The sequence below is a fragment of the Cupriavidus sp. GW822-FHT02D05 genome, from assembly GCF_058802485.1.
The window spans coordinates 44349-61862 of sequence record NZ_JBXAOE010000023.1 but is presented as its reverse complement, the minus strand read 5'-3'; the positions used below and the strand labels follow the sequence as shown (position 1 = coordinate 61862).

Genomic DNA, 17514 nt, shown 5'->3' with positions numbered 1-17514 from the left:
CGCGCGCGAAGGCGCATGAGAAGGAGTACGCTGGCCCCGGGCCACTAATATGTTCGTCAAGCGGCAACCGTTACGCAGTGCTACAGATTGATCTGCGCCTCCGTAATCACCTCTGCAACCAGCACCTTTCCGGGGCCATCCAGAAAATACTCCACCTCGGCCGGCTCGCGCAATTTCAAATAGGTGGATTCGCCGATCTGCATGGTATGCCCGGCCGCCAGCTCCGCGCCGCTTTCCATCATATAGCCCATGATGTTGTTGAAGATGTCGGCATACCGCTGGCCCTCTTCGTGCCCACTGGCAAGCACAGCAAAGTCGGGGAGTCCGAACAGGTCGCCGCCATAGGTGCGCATCCACACGCCCTGTACATCCTGCACTTCATACTTGACGAACCCGCAGTAGAGGGCATTGATCGGCAGGCTGCGCAGCAATTCCAGGCTCTCGCTGCCAAGACTGTCTGGCGCCAGGATACCGGCGGGCAGTGAGGTGCGCGCATGCTCGTTCAACACCGCCAGGGCACCGAAGCCCGCCAGGGCGCCGGCTACGGCGGCGAGCGCTACGTACTGCTCCAGCGGATTGTCGTCAAAACCAGCGTAGTACAGGATGATGTGGCTGGTGTGCGCGCGTACCTCGTCCTTGACCTGCGCCGGGTAGGCTGCGGGCGCCACGCAGGCTTCGAGCGAGTCCTGCGGATAGGGGGCATCGAAACCAATCAGCCGCACCACATGCTTGCCCCAGCCGATGAGCCCGAACAACTCCTGCATATCTGGCGCAATCTCGGCGCGGGCCTTGCTCATGGAGGGATGAAAGGCGCGCAAGGCGGTCGTCAACGTAGCCGCCTGCATCGTGAGCGGTCCGCAGAACAGCACCTGCAGGCTAAGCGGATTCTCGATAGCGGCGTTGGCGGTCAGGGCGGTGGCATCGGCAGATTCGTCGGCGCGTCCGAAGTAGCGGGAGAAGATGTTCATCTGTTGTACGGGCGGAGTAAGGTAAGCGCGATATCCACGCATCGCGCCGCCAGTTTACAGGCCGCAATCACAGCTGTCGCCTTCCCGCATCAAGATCCGAGTTCTCCTGGCCGGCGCCAGGGGGCTCGGCTCGCTCGCTCACCGCAGCGATGTCGGCTCCCGTTGCATGAGAACGCGGTCGATCAGCCCCCATTCCAGCGCTTGCTCCGATGTCATGTGGCGGTCTCTGTCAAGGGTACGCTCGACCTCCTCGTAGGTGCGCCCGCAATGTTCGGCATAGAGCCGGGTGACACGATGCTTGGTCCGCTGCATCTCCTCGGCATGAATGAGGAAATCCGACGCCTGCCCTTGAAAACCGCCCAGCGGTTGATGGACGTGCAGACTCGCATTGGGGAGCGCCACCCTTTCGCCTGGCTCACCCGCCATCAGCAGAAACGAGCCCATGGAGCGCGCAGTTCCCATGCACAACGTATGCACCGGCGCTTTGATGTATTGCATGGTGTCGTACATGGCGAGACCGCTTGTAATGACCCCGCCGGGCGAGTTGATGTAGAGATGGATAGGCTTCGCCGGATTCTCGGCTTCCAGGTACAGGAGCTGCGCACAGACCAATGCGGATACCGCATCGTTGACCTCACCGTTCAGGAAGACGATTCGCTCGCGCAGAAGCCGCGAATAGATGTCGAAGGACCGTTCTCCCCGGCTGGATTGCTCGACGACCGTAGGGACGAGTTGCATCATTTCGCGCATTGGCGAACTCCTGTCTTCCAGATTTGCGGTTGTCGGCGCGAGGCGTCAGGCGGCGCGCATGAGGTAGGGCCAGCGGTCGTTCGCAGCCGTCCGCGCGTGGTGCTCTAGTCGGGCGTCTTTCAGTATGTGGATGATTCTAAGCACGGTGCCGCCAACGGCATTGGGCCTGAGCTGCAGCGTCACGATGCTTTCGAGGAAAGGCGGCTCTTCCTCCCGCATCCTGTAGCGAATTTCCTCATCTGGCGTCGAAGAAACCGGCTCGGCATCGGCCAATGCTCCCTGGGGCAGCCATTTCTCACGAAACGCGGGGATACTGATTGCCCGCCAGACCTTCTCGGGCGGCGCGTCGAGTTCGTATTCGAGCACCAGATCCCTCATCTGCCCTTCGGTTTGCATGCCGTTCATTGGTCCATGTCCTTCAGCAAAGCCTTCAACGTGTCGACGCGCGCAGGCCAGTAGGCGCGATACTTCGCCAGCCAGCCCGCGATGAGCGCCAGGCCCTCTGGGTTGACCTCGTAATTCACGAAACGGCCTTGCCGCTCTTCACGCACCAGCCTGGCGTTGCGCAGGACCGAAAGGTGCTGGGACATGGCCGACTGGCTGATCTCCATGCCTTGCCGCAAGGCACTGGCGTTCATGCTGCCAGCCGCCAGCTTCTCGAAGATCGTGCGGCGGGTCGGATCGGCCAGCGCCTTGAAGATGTCGTTTTCAATCATGACAATACATTAGCGTATACTTATCTGAATCACAAGCACGCCGAAGGTTGATGCGCGGTATTTCTCCGGTACCCCTGACGCGCTTAGCTGCACGTTCAGCCTCGGCCAGTTGATTCCGCTTACTATAAGAAATTGTCACCGTGGCTGGCTGCGTCGCTGGACGGATGCCTTGGCGGTGCCCCAGCCAGCATTCCTGGCGACAGATTCAGGCGAAAGGGAACATCACGATGAAGAAACTGATCAATGACCCGCTTTCAGTGGTCGACGAAATGCTTGAGGGCGTTGTGCTGGCCGACCACAGGCTGACGCTGCTGGCAGGCGAGAACACTGTCGTTCGCAAAGACTTCCAGGCGCTCGCCGCCGCCAACAAGGTGAGCATCATTTCGGGCGGCGGCGCCGGCCACGAACCTGCCCACGGGGGTTACGTAGGCAGCGGCATGCTGACGGCTGCCGTTGCCGGGCCGGTATTCACCTCGCCCAGCGTGGACGCCGTTCTCAACGCCATCATGACTGTCGCCGGCCCGGCTGGCGTGCTTTTGATCGTGAAGAACTACACAGGCGATCGCCTTAACTTCGGGCTGGCCGCAGAGATTGCCAGAACGTTCGGCGTGAAGGTCGAGATCCTGGTCGTGGGCGATGACGTTGCCCTGAACGACAACGGCGGCCTGGTGGGCCGCCGCGGCATTGCCGGCACGGTGTTCATTCATAAGGTCGCGGGCGCTGCAGCCGATGCCGGTCTATCGCTCGCGGAGGTCAGGGCCGAGGCTCAACAGGCAGCCGCTGGCTTGTTCAGCATGGGGCTGGGGCTAAGTGCCTGTACGGTACCTGCCGCCGGAAAGCCAGGCTTCAAGATTGAAGACAACGAAGTCGAATACGGGCTCGGCATTCACGGCGAGAGTGGCGTGCGTCGTGGCCCTATCCAGCGGGCGGATGACATGGTCAACGTTCTCTTGGAACGGATCATCGAGCAAGGCCGATTGAAAGCAGGCGATCGTGTCGCGCTGATGGTCAATAACCTCGGCGCCACACCAGCGCAAGAATTGGACATTGTCACCCGCCAGGCCCTGCTGAGATGCTCTGCGCACGGTATCAAGGTGGAAGCTGCGATGGTCGGCACCTTTCTTACCGCGCTGGAAATGGCCGGCTGTTCGATCTCCCTCATGCGGGTCGACGATGCGATTCTGGCGCGCCTCAATGCCCCCGCCGGCGCCACCGCCTGGCACGGCATGACCGTTCCCGCAGTTGGAATTTCCAGGCAGTCTTGTGATAAGGCGGCGGAACAAAGCGCAACCCAGGGTGCTGCGTGGCCTGCGGCCAACGCCCAGGTGTTCAGGCGTGTCCTGCAGTCCGTCACACAAGCCCTGCAGCGAAACGAGGAGATCCTGACCGAGCTGGACTCTGTTGTCGGGGATGGCGACATCGGCATCAGTCTCGCCCGAGGCGCACGCGCGATCGACGACGCACTCGATACCCTCGCTTTAGATCGGCCGGCCATTGCCCTGCAGCAGATATCGGGCATCCTGCGTCGGGTCCTGGGGGGAACTTCCGGCCCGTTGTACGCGGTATTTGTCCTGCGTGCCGGCGCTGCCCTTTCGACCAGCACAAGCCTCACCTCGATATCCGCCTGGGCCGAAGCGCTGCAAGCAGGCTGCGACGGCATGGTCAGGCTGGGCGGCGCTGGAGCCGGTGACAGAACGATGCTCGATGCCCTGCTGCCTGCGGCCCTCGCGTTGCGCTCGCAGGAGGCAGGTCAGAGCGCATTGCATGCCGCAACTCAGGTAGTGAATGCAGCCTTGGGTGGCGCGGAAGCGACGCGCAACATGATGCCGCTGAAAGGCCGCTCGTCCTACATCGGAGAACGAGCACTCGGGCATGTGGACCCCGGCGCCTTTGCCATTGGCGTATGGACGAAAGCCATCGCCTCGGCCCTGGAAACATAGTGCCGTTGCGGCAGATGGAATGAATTATGGGCCAGTCACTGCCCCTTGGCAGTAAGCGAATCGGCATCCCTGTGGTGACGGGGCGCTAGGATTTCGGTAGTGCCTCAGGCCGAGCGTTGTAGCTGCCATCCGTAAAAGTGGCGTTGAAGCCCGCATACGCGTCGGCATGCAGGATGCCGCGGAAGCCGGCCAGATGAGCTTGGGGGGGCAAGCACTGGCGATTTGCAGCGCGCATCCGGCACTCAAGAACACCAGCGCCACCAGCATCGCCCGCTCTTCGCCCAGCCGGTGTCGCAGCTTCAAGCCGATGACGGAAAACAGTCCCAGCAGCAAAGCAGGCAAGGTGGTGACGAGCAGCGTGATGGTTAGATCGATATCCAGGCGCTTGAGCAAGGGGCCAACGCTGGCGAAGATGATTCGCAGGTTCAAGGCGATCAGAATGAAGCTCACCCCAAGCAATCATTGGTCGCTGGTTCCCCACCCATCCGGGGCGCCAGTTCGTTCTATGTTCCGTTGATCGGTATGTTTCATGCCTAGTCCTATGCTGACGTCAAGATGCCCATGGAGCCGGAGGCGACGAGCTATCCGAGCGACCCGACATTTGGCCTGCCGAGCGGCGCGGCCCTGAGATATTGCAGGGTGAGCATGAGTACCCCCAACAGACCGGCGATAATGCCAGCGTGTTGCGCGTACCCCATACCGCTTGGTGACATAGCCGCCGATCATGCTGGCGACGGCACCGACAAGGCCGCCCGCAACGCCCGCTACCCAGGCAACGTTCTCGGCCTTCATCCCTTGGTCGAGCAGGAGCGGCTTCAGGTGGACAGCCCCGGCCACTCACAACTAGCCTGACGAATGACGGAAGCCGCCCCGTCTTCGGTCATAGCGAGCCGCGTGGTCGTGGTAGCCTGACGCCAACATTTGTCAGGCCGGTGAATGCCATTTCATGCGCGGCCGGCGACATCGCGATTGCGCGCGAGCGTACTGCCCAACACAACTGTCAGCGTGGCGTCAGCGTGGCGCCAGCGATCTTCCGCTATAAATTCCTTGCCAATGATTCATGGCCCGCAATGGCCTACCCGAAATGCAATTGCCGCCCCTCTCCACCCGCTCGCGACGCGCGGCTCTGGCCAGTTCTGCCCTCGCACTGATCCTGCTCGGCACACTGGGCCTGCTCCAGCGCAGCCAGTCGAGCCATTCGCCCGCCCCCGCAGCGCCGCCCCCGCCCGTTCCGGTACTGCTTTCACGCGTGGAGGCGCGGGATGTGCCACGCCAAGCGGAAAGCGTCGGCACAGTGCGTTCGTTGCGCGACGTCGTGGTGCGGGCGCAGATCGATGGCCATCTCACACGCCTTTATGTGGTTGAAGGCCAGCAAGTCACGAAGGGAGAATTGCTAGCGTCCCTGGACGACCGCCCCGTCCAGGCGGCACTCAACCAGGCCCGCGCCACGCTGGAGCTGACCCTGGCTCAACTGCGGATAGCCGAACTGGATCTGAAGCGCTACAAGACCTTGATAGGCGAGAACGCGATCCCGCGCCAGACACTCGACCGGCAAGTAGCCTTGGTGGAACAGCTACGCGCGACCGCGCAAGGCAACCGCGCCGCGATCGCCGCCGAGGAAGTGCGGCTGTCTTATACGCGGATACGCTCGCCCATTTCTGGGCGGGTCGGTCTGCGCAATGTCGACGAAGGCAATCTGGTCCGTATGAATGACACCGAGGGGCTGTTTACAGTGACGCAGATCGCACCGATAACGGTGGAGTTCGCCATGCCGCAGTCGGCGCTGCCAGTATTACAGAGCCTGATTCGCGCCGGCACGCCGGCCGCTGTGCAAGCGATATCTCGCGAGGCTGGAACGTCCGTGGCGCAGGGACGACTGCTGGTGATCGACAGCCGCGTGGGTACAAGCAATGGCGCGGTACGTGTCAAGGCGGAGTTCGATAACAGTGCTGGTCAGCTCTGGCCCGGCCAGTTTGTCACTGTGCGTCTACAGACAGGGCTGCTGCACGACGCGCTGGTTTCCACGCCTGCGGTGCTCCGCTATGGCGAGCAGGACAAACCCTATGTGTTCCGCCTGAAGCCGGACAGCACAGTGGAAATCATACCGGTCAACGTCCTCTACCAGGACAGGCAGCAAGTCGTGATCGATGGCGTGACCGCCGGCGACCAGCTGATATCCGACGGACAGTCGCGCCTGCGCCCTGGCGTACGCGTGACCGTTCCGCCTGCCACCACGAAGGCGAGAATCTGACGTGACAGAACGAGCCCCCCTCTATCGCTGGTTCGTCGATCACCCGATCGGCACCGTCCTGCTCGCCATGGCGTTGGTCCTGCTGGGCGTAGTCAGCTACTTCCAGTTGCCCGTCGCACCGCTTCCTGAGGCCGAAGTGCCAACCATCCAGGTCAACGCGCTACTGCCTGGAGCAAGTCCCGACACCATAGCGTCGTCAGTCGCCACACCGCTTGAGGTCCAGTTTAGTGCGATCCCGGGCATTGCGGAGATGACGTCAACCAGCGCATTGGGCTCAGCTAGCATCGTCCTCCAGTTCACGCTGGATACACGGCTCGACAGCGCCGTGCAGGAGGTACAGGCGGCGATCAACCGGGCCAGCAGCAGGTTGCCGCCTGACATGCCGTCCATGCCGACCTGGCGCAAGGTCAACCCAGCCGACAGCCCAGTCGCGATCATTGGCGTGCATTCCGATTCGCTCTCGCTGACCGAGGTCAGCGACTATGCAGAGCGTGTTCTGGTGCGCGAGATCGGCCAATTGCCCGGCGTGGGCCTGATCACTACCACCGGCCTGCGCAGACCGGCCATTCGCGTGCAGGCGTCGCCCGTGGCGCTCGCGGGCGTGGGCCTGACGCTGGCGGACATCCGCACCGCCATTCGCGCCGCCAGCCGCAATGCGCCGAAAGGCGCGCTATATGGCGACACGCGCGTGAGCACGCTCGACACCAACGGCCAGTTGCTCGAGCCAGGCGCCTACGGCGACCTCGTGGTTGCCTGGCGGGGGGGCAGCCCGGTATTCCTGAAGGATGTGGCACAGGTCGCGCTGGGCCCAGAGGATGCCTATGTGAACGCATTTCCTAACGGCCGGCCAGGTGTCGCCCTGTCGATCATGCGCCAGCCCGGCGCCAACATCGTCGGGACATATGACCGCATCGCACGCGCGCTTCCTGCCCTGCGCGAAGCGCTGCCCGCAGCCATTCAGGTAGAGATCACCAACGACCGCACCCGCACGATTCGCGCCTCCCTGCACGAGGTCGAGTTGACGCTAGTGATAACCATCGCGTTGGTGATCGGCGTGATGGCGCTGTTCCTACGCCAGTGGTCTGCCACACTGGTCGTCGCGGCGGTGCTAGTAGTGTCCCTGGCGGCCACCTTCGCGGCCATGTACCTGATGGGTTTCAGCCTGAACAACCTGACGCTCGTCGCTGTGGTGGTGGCGGTTGGCTTCATCGTCGATGACGCCATCGTCGTGATCGAGAACATTCATCGCTATCAGGAAACCGGGCTGAGCATGCGACAAGCTGCGCTGCGCGGCGTGGAAGAGGTCGGTTCGACCGTTTTATCAATCGGCCTGTCGCTGGTGGCCGTGTTCATCCCGCTCCTATTCATGTCTGGCGTGGTCGGCAGGCTGTTCCGCGAGTTCGCGCTGACCTCTGCCGTGGCCATCCTGATCTCGGTGGTCATTTCTCTGACGCTGGCGCCATCGCTCGCTGCCGTGGCCATGCGCCGGGGTGCGCATGGCGTTGATCTCAAGCAATCCCGGCTGTCCGCATGGCTCGTGCAGCAATACGCCGCTGGACTGCGCTGGTGCCTGCGCCGACAGGGCCTTATGCTAAGCGTGTTCGGCATCACTGTATGCCTCAGTGCAGCCGGCTTCATGCTGATGCCAAAGGGCTTCTTTCCTCTGCAGGACACAGCTTTTATCGTAGGCACCTCCCAGGCGGCCGCCGATGTCCCATACACGGCCATGCTCGAGAAGCACCGGGCGCTGACTGACATCATCCGCGCCGATCCTGCCGTGCTCACGATCACCCAGTCAGTTGGTATGACCGGTGGCAGTCAGACACTGGCCAACGGGCGCTTCTGGATAGTGCTCAAGGACCGCTCTGAGCGCGACGTTTCAGCCAGTGCCCTAATCGACCGGCTGCGCCCCAAGCTGGCGGCAATACCCGGCATCCAGCTTTATCTGCGCGCGGCGCAGGACATCAACATCGGCGCGGGCCAGCCGCGCGCCCAATATCAATATGTGCTGAAGGCGAACGACACGGGCAATCTGTACACTTGGTCGCAGCGCCTGGCCGCTGAACTACAAAAGGAGCCGCTCTACCGTGACTTGTCCAGCGATCTGCAGCTCGGCGCCAACGTCATTCGCCTGCAAATTGACCGCGCAGCTGCCGCCCGTCTGGGTCTCACCGCAGGCGATGTAGACGACGCGCTATATAACGCCTTCGGCCAGCGCCAGATCAATGAATTCCAGACCGATACCAACCAGTACAAGGTGGTGCTGGAAGTGGACGGCGACGGTCGAGGCAGTATCGAGACGCTTCAATCGCTCCGGCTGCGCTCGCCGATTTCCGGTGACATGGTGCCGCTCTCGGCCATCGTCACCATCGCTGCGCCAGGTGCCGGGCCGGTTTCGATCCTGCACCACGGCTTGTTGCCCGCCGTCAACATATCGTTCAACCTGGCTGCGCGCGCGCCGCTCGGCGACGCCGTGGCGCGGATCGATGAGATACGCCGACGCATCGGCATGCCCGCCTCCATCCAAGGCACATTCCTCGGCTCGGCCCAGGCATTCCAGGAGGCGCTGGCTGGTCAGCCGAGCCTGATCCTGGCTGCGCTGCTCGCTGTATACATCATCCTCGGTGTGCTGTACGAGAGCCTGGTCCATCCGCTCACCATCCTGTCCACGTTGCCGTCGGCCGCCATTGGCGCTCTCGCCTTCCTGTGGCTCGGCGGCTTTGACTTCTCGATCATGGCGCTGATCGGCGTAATCCTGCTGATCGGCATCGTCAAGAAGAACGGCATCCTATTAATTGATTTCGCGCTCGAGGCGCGGCGCGCGCGCGACATCAGTCCTGGACAGGCCATCTATGAGGCCGCGCTCACGCGCTTCCGTCCTATCATGATGACCACGCTGGCAGCTCTGCTAGGCGCCGTACCGCTGATGCTCGGCTTCGGTACCGGCGCGGAGCTACGGCAGCCCCTCGGCGTGGCCGTGGTCGGCGGCTTGCTGTTGAGCCAGATGCTCACGCTCTTCACCACTCCAGTGGTCTACCTGGGACTTGACAGGCTCTCGCGTTACCGCAGGAGACCCGTGCAATTGCAGCAGCCGGCGGCTGCCGCGGAATAGGGTGACGCCATGCAGACCCGACGACCCCGCCGAACTGCGGCAGCGCCCACCGCACGTCCGAGCCCTGAAATGATCCCGAGACTGGCCGCGCTGCTGGCCGGCTTCCTTATAACCGGCTGCACGCTCGCGCCCCCCTATGAACGCCCTGCATCGCCAGTGGCCCCCACCTACCCTGACGCGCCTGAAGGCTTTGCCAAGCCAGCCCCGGCCACATCGCGCAGCGCCGGCGACATCGGCTGGCGCGAATTCTTCCGCGACCTGCGCTTACAAGGCGTGATTGCCGCCGCGCTGGAGAACAATCGCGATCTCCGCGTGGCCGCGCTCCGGATTGACGAAGCGCGCGCCCTCTATCGCGTGCAGCGCGCCGACTTGCTGCCGCGGCTCGATGCGACGGCGGGTTTCACGCGCCAGCGGACATCCACCGCGCAATCGCTCAATAGTCAAGGCGAGATCCGACAGTCCTACCAAGCCGGTGGTGCTGTCATCGCTTACGAACTGGATTTCTTCGGCCGTGTGCGAAACCTATCCGATGCGGCACTCGCGCAGTACCTTTCCACCGAAGAAGCACGTCGCGCCGCGCAGCTTTCTCTTGTGGCGGAAGTAGCCAAGGCCTATCTCGCGGAGCGCTCGTACGCCGAGCAGTATGCCATCGCACGCTCCACGCTCGACGCGCGCAACCGCGCCTATGCGCTCACCCGGCAGCGATACGACGCCGGCATGGCTGCGGCGCTGGACCTGCAGGATAACGAATCCCTGGTCGCCCAGGCCCGTGTGGCCGTGGCCGAGCTGGGCCGCCTTCGCGCGCAGGCGCAGAATGCGCTGGAAGTGCTGATCGGAACCCCGTTGGCCGCACTGGGAGGGCTACCCGCGCCGCTCGCGCTGTCGGAAAGCAGCGTGATCGCCGACATTCCGGCCGGATTGCCATCGGACCTGCTGGTTCGGCGACCCGACATCCGCCAGGCCGAACAACAGTTGCAGTCCGCCAATGCCGTTATAGGGGCGGCGCGCGCGGCATTTTTCCCGCGCATCACGCTGACCACGACGGCGGGCAGCATCAGCCCTACCCTCGCCAGCCTCTTCGGGTCCGACACCGCTACCTGGTCATTCGCGCCGCAACTCGTGCTGCCGGTCTTCGATTTAGGCCGCAACCGTGCGAATCTCAATCTGGCCGAGGTTCGCCTGCGCATTCAGGCCACCAACTATGAGCGCACCATCCAAGTGGCGTTCCGCGAAGTGGCCGATGCGCTATCGGCGCTCGCCACCTTGCAGGAGACGGTGGCGGGCCAGGTGCAGGTGCGTGACGCCGAGGCTGCGCGGTACCGGCTTGTCAGCCAGCGATGGCGCAATGGCGTGGGCGGTCAAATGGAATCGCTGGATGCGCAGCGCCAGCTCCTTGCCGCGGAGCAGGCGCTAATACAGGCGCGCCAGCTTCGCCTAGCCAATGCCATCGACCTGTATCGCGCCCTAGGAGGAGGGCTCAGGGAGAGTGGTCCGGTGGCAAGTGCGACACTGCCATGACACCGGCTTCCGGGCCGGTACTGCACGATCCTGCCAACGCGCACCCGTTACCGCGCGGACTGGTATGCAGGGAAGGCGACCTCGCCTTGCAGGACAATGCTTGCGACAACTGACAGACAGGGACGCCATCGCGTTCGCATCGCCAAGCTGCATGGGTCGCGTATCTCCACTGCTGCCGCCGCGCGCACATCAGGGCCCGTTTGATAATTCGCCGTAGACCTGTACACAGGTTCGGATATGGAACAGGATAGCCGATCCGTGAAAGCGCCATTGACGAAAGAGTGCGACCCGGAAGCGGGAAAGATGCTGGTCTAGCGCAGGTGGCATATTGCCGCGGGCAGGAATGGCCGGCTGCTAATGGTGAACCTGACTCCTGCGGACATCGCCGACAGGTCGGGGGCGTTGGCGATTCTGAAGGCCCTCGAACATACTGCCTTGAATTCTCATACCGAAGGTGTTTATGCCTTCGCTACTGCTAGCGAAAACGGTGCCACCATGCATGCGTGCTATGGCCTTCACGATCGCCAGGCCGAGGCCGTGGCTGTCCGAGCCTCGCGCGCGTGATGAATCAATGCGATAGAAACGGTCGAACAAACGATTCAGGTGTTCCAATGCAATTTGGGCGCCAACATTTGACACCGCAACTTCAGCGCCTTCGTGGCACACCCGCATTGTTACGCGCACATTCGAACTAGGGGACGAGTACTGTATGGCATTGTGCAGCAAGTTGGTTATCGCTCGCCGGAACAACGCCCGGTCCACAAGTGTTTCTGCGTCTCCCTCTGTTTGGACCGTCAGAGCCCTTTCGTCAATCAATGGCGCCAGGAATTCAACCGTTTTCTTCACTTCGTCGGAGAGCCTGGTCTGCCTCAATGTTTGTGCAGCCTCTCCCTGGTCGGCTCGGGCCAAAAATAGCATGTCATTGACGATGGCTCCGAGACGTTCGAGCTCCTCGAGATTTGACTGCAATACATTGCGCAGATCCGCCGCGCTGCGTTCGCGAGTGAGCATCACCTGCGTGGCTCCAAGCATATTTCCTATCGGCGTTCGCAGTTCATGCGCTACGTCGGCGCTGAAGCCTTCTAGCTGCGCATAGGCAGATTCAAGCCGGTCTAGCGCGCCATTGAACGATGATACCAAAGGGGTCAGCTCACTAACTGCCGGAACAAGGTGCAGACGTTGAGCCCGATTGCTCGGGCTGAGTGACTGCGCGCAAGCGGATAGTTGCGCTACCGGATGCAGTCCAACGCGTGCCACCCAGTAGCCGAGTCCGCTGACGAGTACGATGCCACACAAGCAGATTATGGTCAGTCCGACTGCGAAAGCTCGCATCGTTTCCGCGATCTGCGTTGTGCTTACTCCTACAACAAGATGGATCTCCGGATGGTCCGCCAGAGGTTTTAGCATTTTCCCTAGGGTTCTCAGCGGGTGCTGCGGATCATCGAGCACCAATTGCTTGATGCGGCTGTCCCCTGGCGGATGAAGCGCGGACGGAAAATTCTTTCCGTAATTCAGGGAGGGATCCATACAGGAGATCCAGAAGCGAGTGTTTCCGTCCGTGGTGGTCAACATGGTCAATGCGTCGCGTAACTCACCCCACCGCTCGACCGACGGCACCTTCTCCACGAGGTTCTGGACCACCTCCAGTTTCGCGCGCAGGTCGTTGTCCAATTGCTGATCGAGCGTATGACGGAGTCCTTGATATAGTGCGATGCCTGAAAGCGCGAACACTAAAAGGCCGACCAGCCCGAATAGTAACGAGAGCCGGAATGCAATCGAGCGTATCATTGCGTCACATCATTGATCCGGGACTCTAGAACGTAGCCCATACCACGAATGGTGTGTAGCAGCTTGTTATCATACGGCCCATCGATCTTGTCCCGCAGCCGCTTGATCGCAACTTCGACCACGTTGGTGTTGCTGTCGAAGTTCATATCCCACACGAGTTCCGCCAGCTCCGTCTTTGACAGTATTTTTCCCTTACGCCTCGCCAGCGTGGTCAACAGATTGAACTCCTTGGCGGTCAGCTCCAGCCTCACATTGCCGCGATAAGCCTTGCGTGCCAACATATCCACGTGGAGGTCGGCAATTTGAAGATGCACCATTTCCTGCGGCTTTCCGCGTCGGATCAACACATGCAATCGTGCCTGCAGTTCGAGGAATGAGAAGGGTTTGATTAAGTAGTCATCAGCGCCCGCCTGCAGACCTTTCACGCGGTCTTCGATCCTGTCACGGGCGGTCAGCATGATCACAGGTGTCTGTCGGCTGGCCCTGAGCGCTTCCAGTACGGCAAATCCATCGATACCGGGCAGCATGACATCAAGCACAATCGCGTCGTAGTCGTTCTGTACAGCCAGATGTCTCCCATCGATGCCATTGCTTGCCACATCGACCACACATCCGCTCTCGGTCAAACCTATGCGCAAGTAGTCTGCTGTCTTGGCCTCGTCTTCGACGATCAGAATTTTCATTTGATGTCCCTTGAGCAGGAAACCCAGTTCCGGACGTCATTTTTAACCGAAATCATATGCATGCTGAATGACAATTCCGTAAGGCTGGCGACAGCGTGGCGTTGAGTCCAGTGATCTATGGTTCTCGATACACCGCACCATTTCTGCTCAAGTAGCGATTCCACTGGAGTTCCTCATGTCGAAGATCGCCGCCCTGGCTTTCGCATTTCCCCTTCGGCTATATCTCCTCTTCCCGGTTTGGGCTGATCCACTCAATCCCCCAGGAGGAGCTGCTTCCAGCGAATCGGCTGACCGCTTCGTCCGCCTGGATGCCAACCCTCCCTGTATCATTGTCGCACTCGGCGAAACCGTCACTCTGGTCAGCAGCGAGCAGTCATTCACCTGGCTTTTTGACACCTCCGGGGTAGATGGTTTCCCTCTGTCGCGGATCGCAGGTGCCGGATTCGCTGGAGGGGCCGTCAAAGAACGCCAGCCGGGAGTTGGCCCGGACAGCAGCATGAGCCGAGCATCAATAGCAGGTGCGCGACCGTACGGCAATCGCTCGTTGGAAGACTGCACGGGCTGCCTACACAACGCCGTCATTGCGCCGCGCTTGCGTTGATCGCCAAGTGGGGACGCCTCGCCATCAGCAACAGCATCAGCGCGGAGATCACGGCCGGCACAGCCACAGCGAGGAATAGGTCGGCATTAGACCAGTTCAGCCGGATCAGTTCGCCTCCGACCACCGGCCCCACAATGGAGCCAACTCGTCCCACTCCCAGGCTCCAGCCCACGCCAGTGGAACGCAACGAGGTCGGATAGTAAGTGGCAGCCAGGGCATTTACCGCAGGCTGACCGCCAATGATGCAGATCCCAGTGATGCCGACAACGAGAAACAGCAATGCCGGCGGTAGACCAGACTGACCGATAGTTGCAATTGTGACCGCTGCCAACAGGAAGGCCGGCACGAGTACTTTGAAGAAGCCGATGCGGTCAATCGCCGGCCCCATCGCTAGCGTTCCGACCACCCCACCTATCTGCAGCGTCGTGCCTACCAGCACCGCCGTCGAAGTCGGGAGCCCGGCGCTCTTGACGATCGTGGGTAGCCAGTTGGAGAGAAAGTATAGATTGAGCAGGTTCATGAAATTGACTGCCCAAAGGAGCAAGGTCGTCCTGGCGCGGCCGCCGCGAAACAGCTCCAGCACGGGTACGCCACCCTGGCGAGCGTCGTGCACGACCAAGCGCGTATCCGGCGTGACCGCCAGGGACGGGTCGATGCGGCGCAGGCACGCCGCTACCCGATCGAGCCGCACGCTGCGCACCACCAAGAACTGCATGGACTCAGGCATCTGCAGAAACATCAAGATCGCAAGCACCATCGGCACCATGCCACCCACGATGAAAACGGACTGCCAGCCCCAGGCCGGAATGAGCACGGCCGAGATCAGACCACCCAGCACCGCACCGACAGTGAAACCGCAAGACACCAGCATCATCAGCGTCACGCGCTTGCGCTTGGGGCTGAACTCGCTCGCCAGCGCCATGGCGTTGGGCATGATGGCGCCCAGGCCCACGCCCGTAGCAAACCTCAGCCCCAGCAGTTGCGTAATGGTGGTCGCCTGAGAAGTGGCGAGCATGCACAGCGCAAAGGCAAGCGTAGCCCAGATCAAGACCGGGCGGCGCCCCACCTTGTCGGCAACGACACTGAAGGCCAGCGAACCCAGAAGCATGCCCAGCAAGCCGGCGCCGAATACCGGGCCGAGCGCAGCCTTGTCCACACCCCAGGCCTGGATGATGGCGGGCGCGACGAAGCCCATGGATTGCACGTCGAACCCATCGATGATGACTGTCAGGCCAGTCAGCACCAGGATCCAGATCTGAAAGGTGCTGAGGCGGCTTGTGTCCACGACCGCTGAAACGTCTATAGTGGGCTGCGGTTTAAACATCGCAGGTGCCTCCTGTTGGGGCATTGTTGGATATTGATGGCAACCCGACTCAGATCCTGACCGAAGGTTCGCCACGGACTCTCGACTTTGCCTAGTCGGCAGCCCGGCTGAGGCGTGGGATTGCATCGGTGCATGCGAGCATCAGCAATGCGCCGAACAGGGCGCTATTCTTGAGGAAATGATTCAGCTGGTTACTGTAGTTGGCAGAGTCAGCGAGCCAGAAGCTATGGAAGGTAAGCGTGGCCGGAACCACAAACAGCGCCAGTACCGCAGCGGCCAACCGCGTTTTCCAACCTAGCGCCAATGCCAGCCCTACACCAACTTCGACGATGATGACAAGGACGGTGACGCACTGCACGAATGGCAGCCCTAAGGTTGTGAGCATTGCCGAAACGCTGGCAAAATGTCCGATTTTCAACAAGCCAGATACGACAAACAGCGCGCCCAGCAGTGCGCGCCCTACGATTACGCCCAAGTGCAGTCTCGGTGACGCAGGAAAAAATTGGATTCTGTTCATCCCTAGACTCCATATAGTTACGATCCTGATGACTTCATACTCTACGAGTAGTCCCTACTAACAAGAAGTCATCTGGCGGCATTTCATTTGTGCCACGGCGGCACAAATTCTTGAACATGCAGCATTGCGAGTCGGCCATATCACGTTGGCCAAGCTCCGCGCGGCAAGGGATGATGCCGCGATACTTCCTTTCGGGGACACACGTCATGAAAGATCTGGGCACAAGCAGACTGAATACAGTGGAACTGTTCTGCGCCGCGGCGAAAGCGCAGAGTTTCACCGCGGCGGCGGCCTCCCTGGGGACCACACCGTCCGCGATTAGTAAGGCTGTGCGGCGCTTGGAGAACAGGTTGGGGCTCAAGCTGTTTCAGCGCACAACCCGCGCCATCCGCCTGACGGACGACGGACTTGCTTACTACAAGACCTGCCACCAGGCGCTGGAAAGCATCCAAGAGGTAGAGCAGGCGCTTACCTGCCATAGCAGGCCTCGCGGAGTGCTGCGCATAAGCCTGCCTTACAGTTACGGCATCAAGCGCGTCATCCCACTGATCCCGCGGTACGTCGAGCGCTACATGGGGCAAGTGAGGATCGAAGTCTCTCTTAGCAATTCGTTGGCTAATTTTGTGAAACAGGACTTTGATATGGCTATCCGGCTGGGGCAGATAGCAGACTCACGGCTAGTTGTGCGCCGCTTGCATGAGGCACAGTTTCGTGTCGTTGCCACGCCAGCGTACCTGCGCCAGCATGATGTCCCCCGCAGCCCCGATGATTTGCGCCAGCATAATTGCCTGGGGTTGCTTATGCCCGATAGCGGACGCGTCCTGCCTTGGACTTTTTCTGCAGAGGGGAATTCCAAAAGCGAAGTCGCCATTCGCTCGAGCATGACCTTTGATCACCCGCTGGGCACGCTGGCTGCCGTACTCAGCGATGCCGGTATCGCGCAATTGCTCGATTTCACGGTTGATGATGATCTTCGTAGTGGTCGCCTGGTCGAGGTACTGGCGGACGTACGTCCACCGTCCCAGGCAGTTTCGGCCGTCTATCCCAGCAGCCGAAATCTGTCGGCAAAGGTGCGCACGTTCCTGGATTTCTTGCTTGAGGCAGTTGATGAGCGGAATCGTGGCTAGGGATCTCACCACCCTCGTGAGGGCTGAGGCACGTTGCCTTGAACTGATAGTACATCGCGCCGAGCCGGAAGTCTTCCGGATGGCATCCCCACAATAGGGAAGACGTGTGGCGACAGCAATTGCCGCAAGGTCGCCTAGGGGCCGGGTGATTTGGAGGGTCGTCCTGGACGCTACCGGTTGGAAGTGGCGACTTTGGCCGATGAGCGAACGATCTATTCA

15 protein-coding genes are annotated in these 17514 nt (G+C 61.3%); 6 read left to right on the top strand and 9 right to left on the bottom strand.

Annotated features, from left to right (window positions below):
- Positions 1-80 precede the first annotated feature (80 nt).
- The 4 genes from AC1RQK_RS27560 to AC1RQK_RS27545 form a co-directional block, all read right to left on the bottom strand.
- On the bottom strand, positions 81-968 hold the full coding sequence (locus AC1RQK_RS27560) for a DUF4261 domain-containing protein (protein WP_492376283.1): 888 nt from the start codon (positions 966-968) through the stop codon (positions 81-83).
- A 138-nt stretch (positions 969-1106) separates the two neighbouring features.
- Positions 1107-1718, bottom strand: coding sequence for an ATP-dependent Clp protease proteolytic subunit (locus AC1RQK_RS27555; protein ID WP_492376282.1), 612 nt, complete (start codon positions 1716-1718; stop codon positions 1107-1109).
- 45 nt (positions 1719-1763) lie between these two features.
- Positions 1764-2123: an SRPBCC family protein gene (locus AC1RQK_RS27550; protein WP_492376281.1), complete on the bottom strand. Its 360-nt coding sequence runs from the start codon at positions 2121-2123 to the stop codon at positions 1764-1766.
- Entirely contained in the window at positions 2120-2434 is a 315-nt protein-coding gene (locus tag AC1RQK_RS27545; RefSeq protein ID WP_183035720.1) for an ArsR/SmtB family transcription factor, read from the bottom strand. Before AC1RQK_RS27545 ends, AC1RQK_RS27550 begins: the two co-directional genes overlap by 4 nt.
- A 227-nt stretch (positions 2435-2661) precedes the next feature.
- Between AC1RQK_RS27545 and dhaL the strand changes: the two genes are divergently transcribed.
- Positions 2662-4374: a dihydroxyacetone kinase subunit DhaL gene (gene dhaL / locus AC1RQK_RS27540; RefSeq protein ID WP_492376280.1), complete on the top strand. Its 1713-nt coding sequence runs from the start codon at positions 2662-2664 to the stop codon at positions 4372-4374.
- 24 nt (positions 4375-4398) lie between these two features.
- Here dhaL and AC1RQK_RS27535 read toward each other — a convergent pair whose 3' ends face one another.
- Positions 4399-4824, bottom strand: coding sequence for a hypothetical protein (locus AC1RQK_RS27535; protein WP_492812442.1), 426 nt, complete (start codon positions 4822-4824; stop codon positions 4399-4401).
- A gap of 610 nt (positions 4825-5434) precedes the next feature.
- On the opposite strand from AC1RQK_RS27535, the gene AC1RQK_RS27530 reads away from it, so the two are divergent.
- The 3 genes from AC1RQK_RS27530 to AC1RQK_RS27520 all read left to right on the top strand — a co-directional run bounded on the left by AC1RQK_RS27530 (position 5435) and on the right by AC1RQK_RS27520 (position 11255).
- Positions 5435-6625, top strand: coding sequence for an efflux RND transporter periplasmic adaptor subunit (locus AC1RQK_RS27530; protein WP_492812346.1), 1191 nt, complete (start codon positions 5435-5437; stop codon positions 6623-6625).
- Position 6626: 1 nt separating this feature from the next.
- The gene (locus tag AC1RQK_RS27525) at positions 6627-9737 is read left to right on the top strand and encodes an efflux RND transporter permease subunit (RefSeq protein WP_492812344.1); all 3111 of its coding nucleotides are present in this window, start codon (positions 6627-6629) and stop codon (positions 9735-9737) included.
- A 69-nt stretch (positions 9738-9806) separates the two neighbouring features.
- On the top strand, positions 9807-11255 hold the full coding sequence (locus AC1RQK_RS27520; RefSeq protein WP_492812342.1) for an efflux transporter outer membrane subunit: 1449 nt from the start codon (positions 9807-9809) through the stop codon (positions 11253-11255).
- Positions 11256-11609: 354 nt separating this feature from the next.
- Here AC1RQK_RS27520 and AC1RQK_RS27515 read toward each other — a convergent pair whose 3' ends face one another.
- Both AC1RQK_RS27515 and AC1RQK_RS27510 read right to left on the bottom strand, forming a co-directional pair.
- On the bottom strand, positions 11610-13043 hold the full coding sequence (locus tag AC1RQK_RS27515; protein ID WP_492812340.1) for a heavy metal sensor histidine kinase: 1434 nt from the start codon (positions 13041-13043) through the stop codon (positions 11610-11612).
- Positions 13040-13726, bottom strand: coding sequence for a heavy metal response regulator transcription factor (locus AC1RQK_RS27510; RefSeq protein WP_492372290.1), 687 nt, complete (start codon positions 13724-13726; stop codon positions 13040-13042). The genes AC1RQK_RS27515 and AC1RQK_RS27510 overlap by 4 nt, the downstream gene beginning before the upstream one ends.
- 175 nt (positions 13727-13901) lie before the next feature.
- Here AC1RQK_RS27510 and AC1RQK_RS27505 point away from each other — a divergent pair, with 175 nt between their 5' ends.
- A complete protein-coding gene (locus tag AC1RQK_RS27505; RefSeq protein WP_492812338.1) occupies positions 13902-14327 on the top strand; it encodes a CzcE family metal-binding protein in 426 nt (141 codons plus the stop codon).
- Here the strand turns inward: AC1RQK_RS27505 and AC1RQK_RS27500 are convergent.
- Both AC1RQK_RS27500 and AC1RQK_RS27495 read right to left on the bottom strand, forming a co-directional pair.
- Positions 14305-15651, bottom strand: coding sequence for an MFS transporter (locus AC1RQK_RS27500; protein WP_492812336.1), 1347 nt, complete (start codon positions 15649-15651; stop codon positions 14305-14307). The genes AC1RQK_RS27505 and AC1RQK_RS27500 overlap by 23 nt on opposite strands.
- Before the next feature lie 91 nt (positions 15652-15742).
- Positions 15743-16168, bottom strand: a complete 426-nt coding sequence (locus AC1RQK_RS27495) for a DoxX family protein (RefSeq protein ID WP_492372293.1) — start codon at positions 16166-16168, stop codon at positions 15743-15745.
- Positions 16169-16374: 206 nt separating this feature from the next.
- Between AC1RQK_RS27495 and AC1RQK_RS27490 the strand changes: the two genes are divergently transcribed.
- On the top strand, positions 16375-17295 hold the full coding sequence (locus AC1RQK_RS27490; RefSeq protein WP_492812334.1) for a LysR family transcriptional regulator: 921 nt from the start codon (positions 16375-16377) through the stop codon (positions 17293-17295).
- Positions 17296-17514 lie beyond the last annotated feature (219 nt).

Coding starts and splice junctions, on each gene's coding strand:
- AC1RQK_RS27560 (WP_492376283.1), bottom strand. CDS start 968: ATGAACATCTTCTCCCGCTACTTCGGACGCGCCGACGAATCTGCCGAT.
- AC1RQK_RS27490 (WP_492812334.1), top strand. CDS start 16,375: ATGAAAGATCTGGGCACAAGCAGACTGAATACAGTGGAACTGTTCTGC.
- AC1RQK_RS27515 (WP_492812340.1), bottom strand. CDS start 13,043: ATGATACGCTCGATTGCATTCCGGCTCTCGTTACTATTCGGGCTGGTC.
- AC1RQK_RS27550 (WP_492376281.1), bottom strand. CDS start 2,123: ATGAACGGCATGCAAACCGAAGGGCAGATGAGGGATCTGGTGCTCGAA.
- AC1RQK_RS27495 (WP_492372293.1), bottom strand. CDS start 16,168: ATGAACAGAATCCAATTTTTTCCTGCGTCACCGAGACTGCACTTGGGC.
- AC1RQK_RS27500 (WP_492812336.1), bottom strand. CDS start 15,651: ATGTTTAAACCGCAGCCCACTATAGACGTTTCAGCGGTCGTGGACACA.
- AC1RQK_RS27545 (WP_183035720.1), bottom strand. CDS start 2,434: ATGATTGAAAACGACATCTTCAAGGCGCTGGCCGATCCGACCCGCCGC.
- AC1RQK_RS27530 (WP_492812346.1), top strand. CDS start 5,435: ATGGCCCGCAATGGCCTACCCGAAATGCAATTGCCGCCCCTCTCCACC.
- AC1RQK_RS27505 (WP_492812338.1), top strand. CDS start 13,902: ATGTCGAAGATCGCCGCCCTGGCTTTCGCATTTCCCCTTCGGCTATAT.
- AC1RQK_RS27510 (WP_492372290.1), bottom strand. CDS start 13,726: ATGAAAATTCTGATCGTCGAAGACGAGGCCAAGACAGCAGACTACTTG.
- dhaL (WP_492376280.1), top strand. CDS start 2,662: ATGAAGAAACTGATCAATGACCCGCTTTCAGTGGTCGACGAAATGCTT.
- AC1RQK_RS27520 (WP_492812342.1), top strand. CDS start 9,807: ATGATCCCGAGACTGGCCGCGCTGCTGGCCGGCTTCCTTATAACCGGC.
- AC1RQK_RS27555 (WP_492376282.1), bottom strand. CDS start 1,718: ATGCGCGAAATGATGCAACTCGTCCCTACGGTCGTCGAGCAATCCAGC.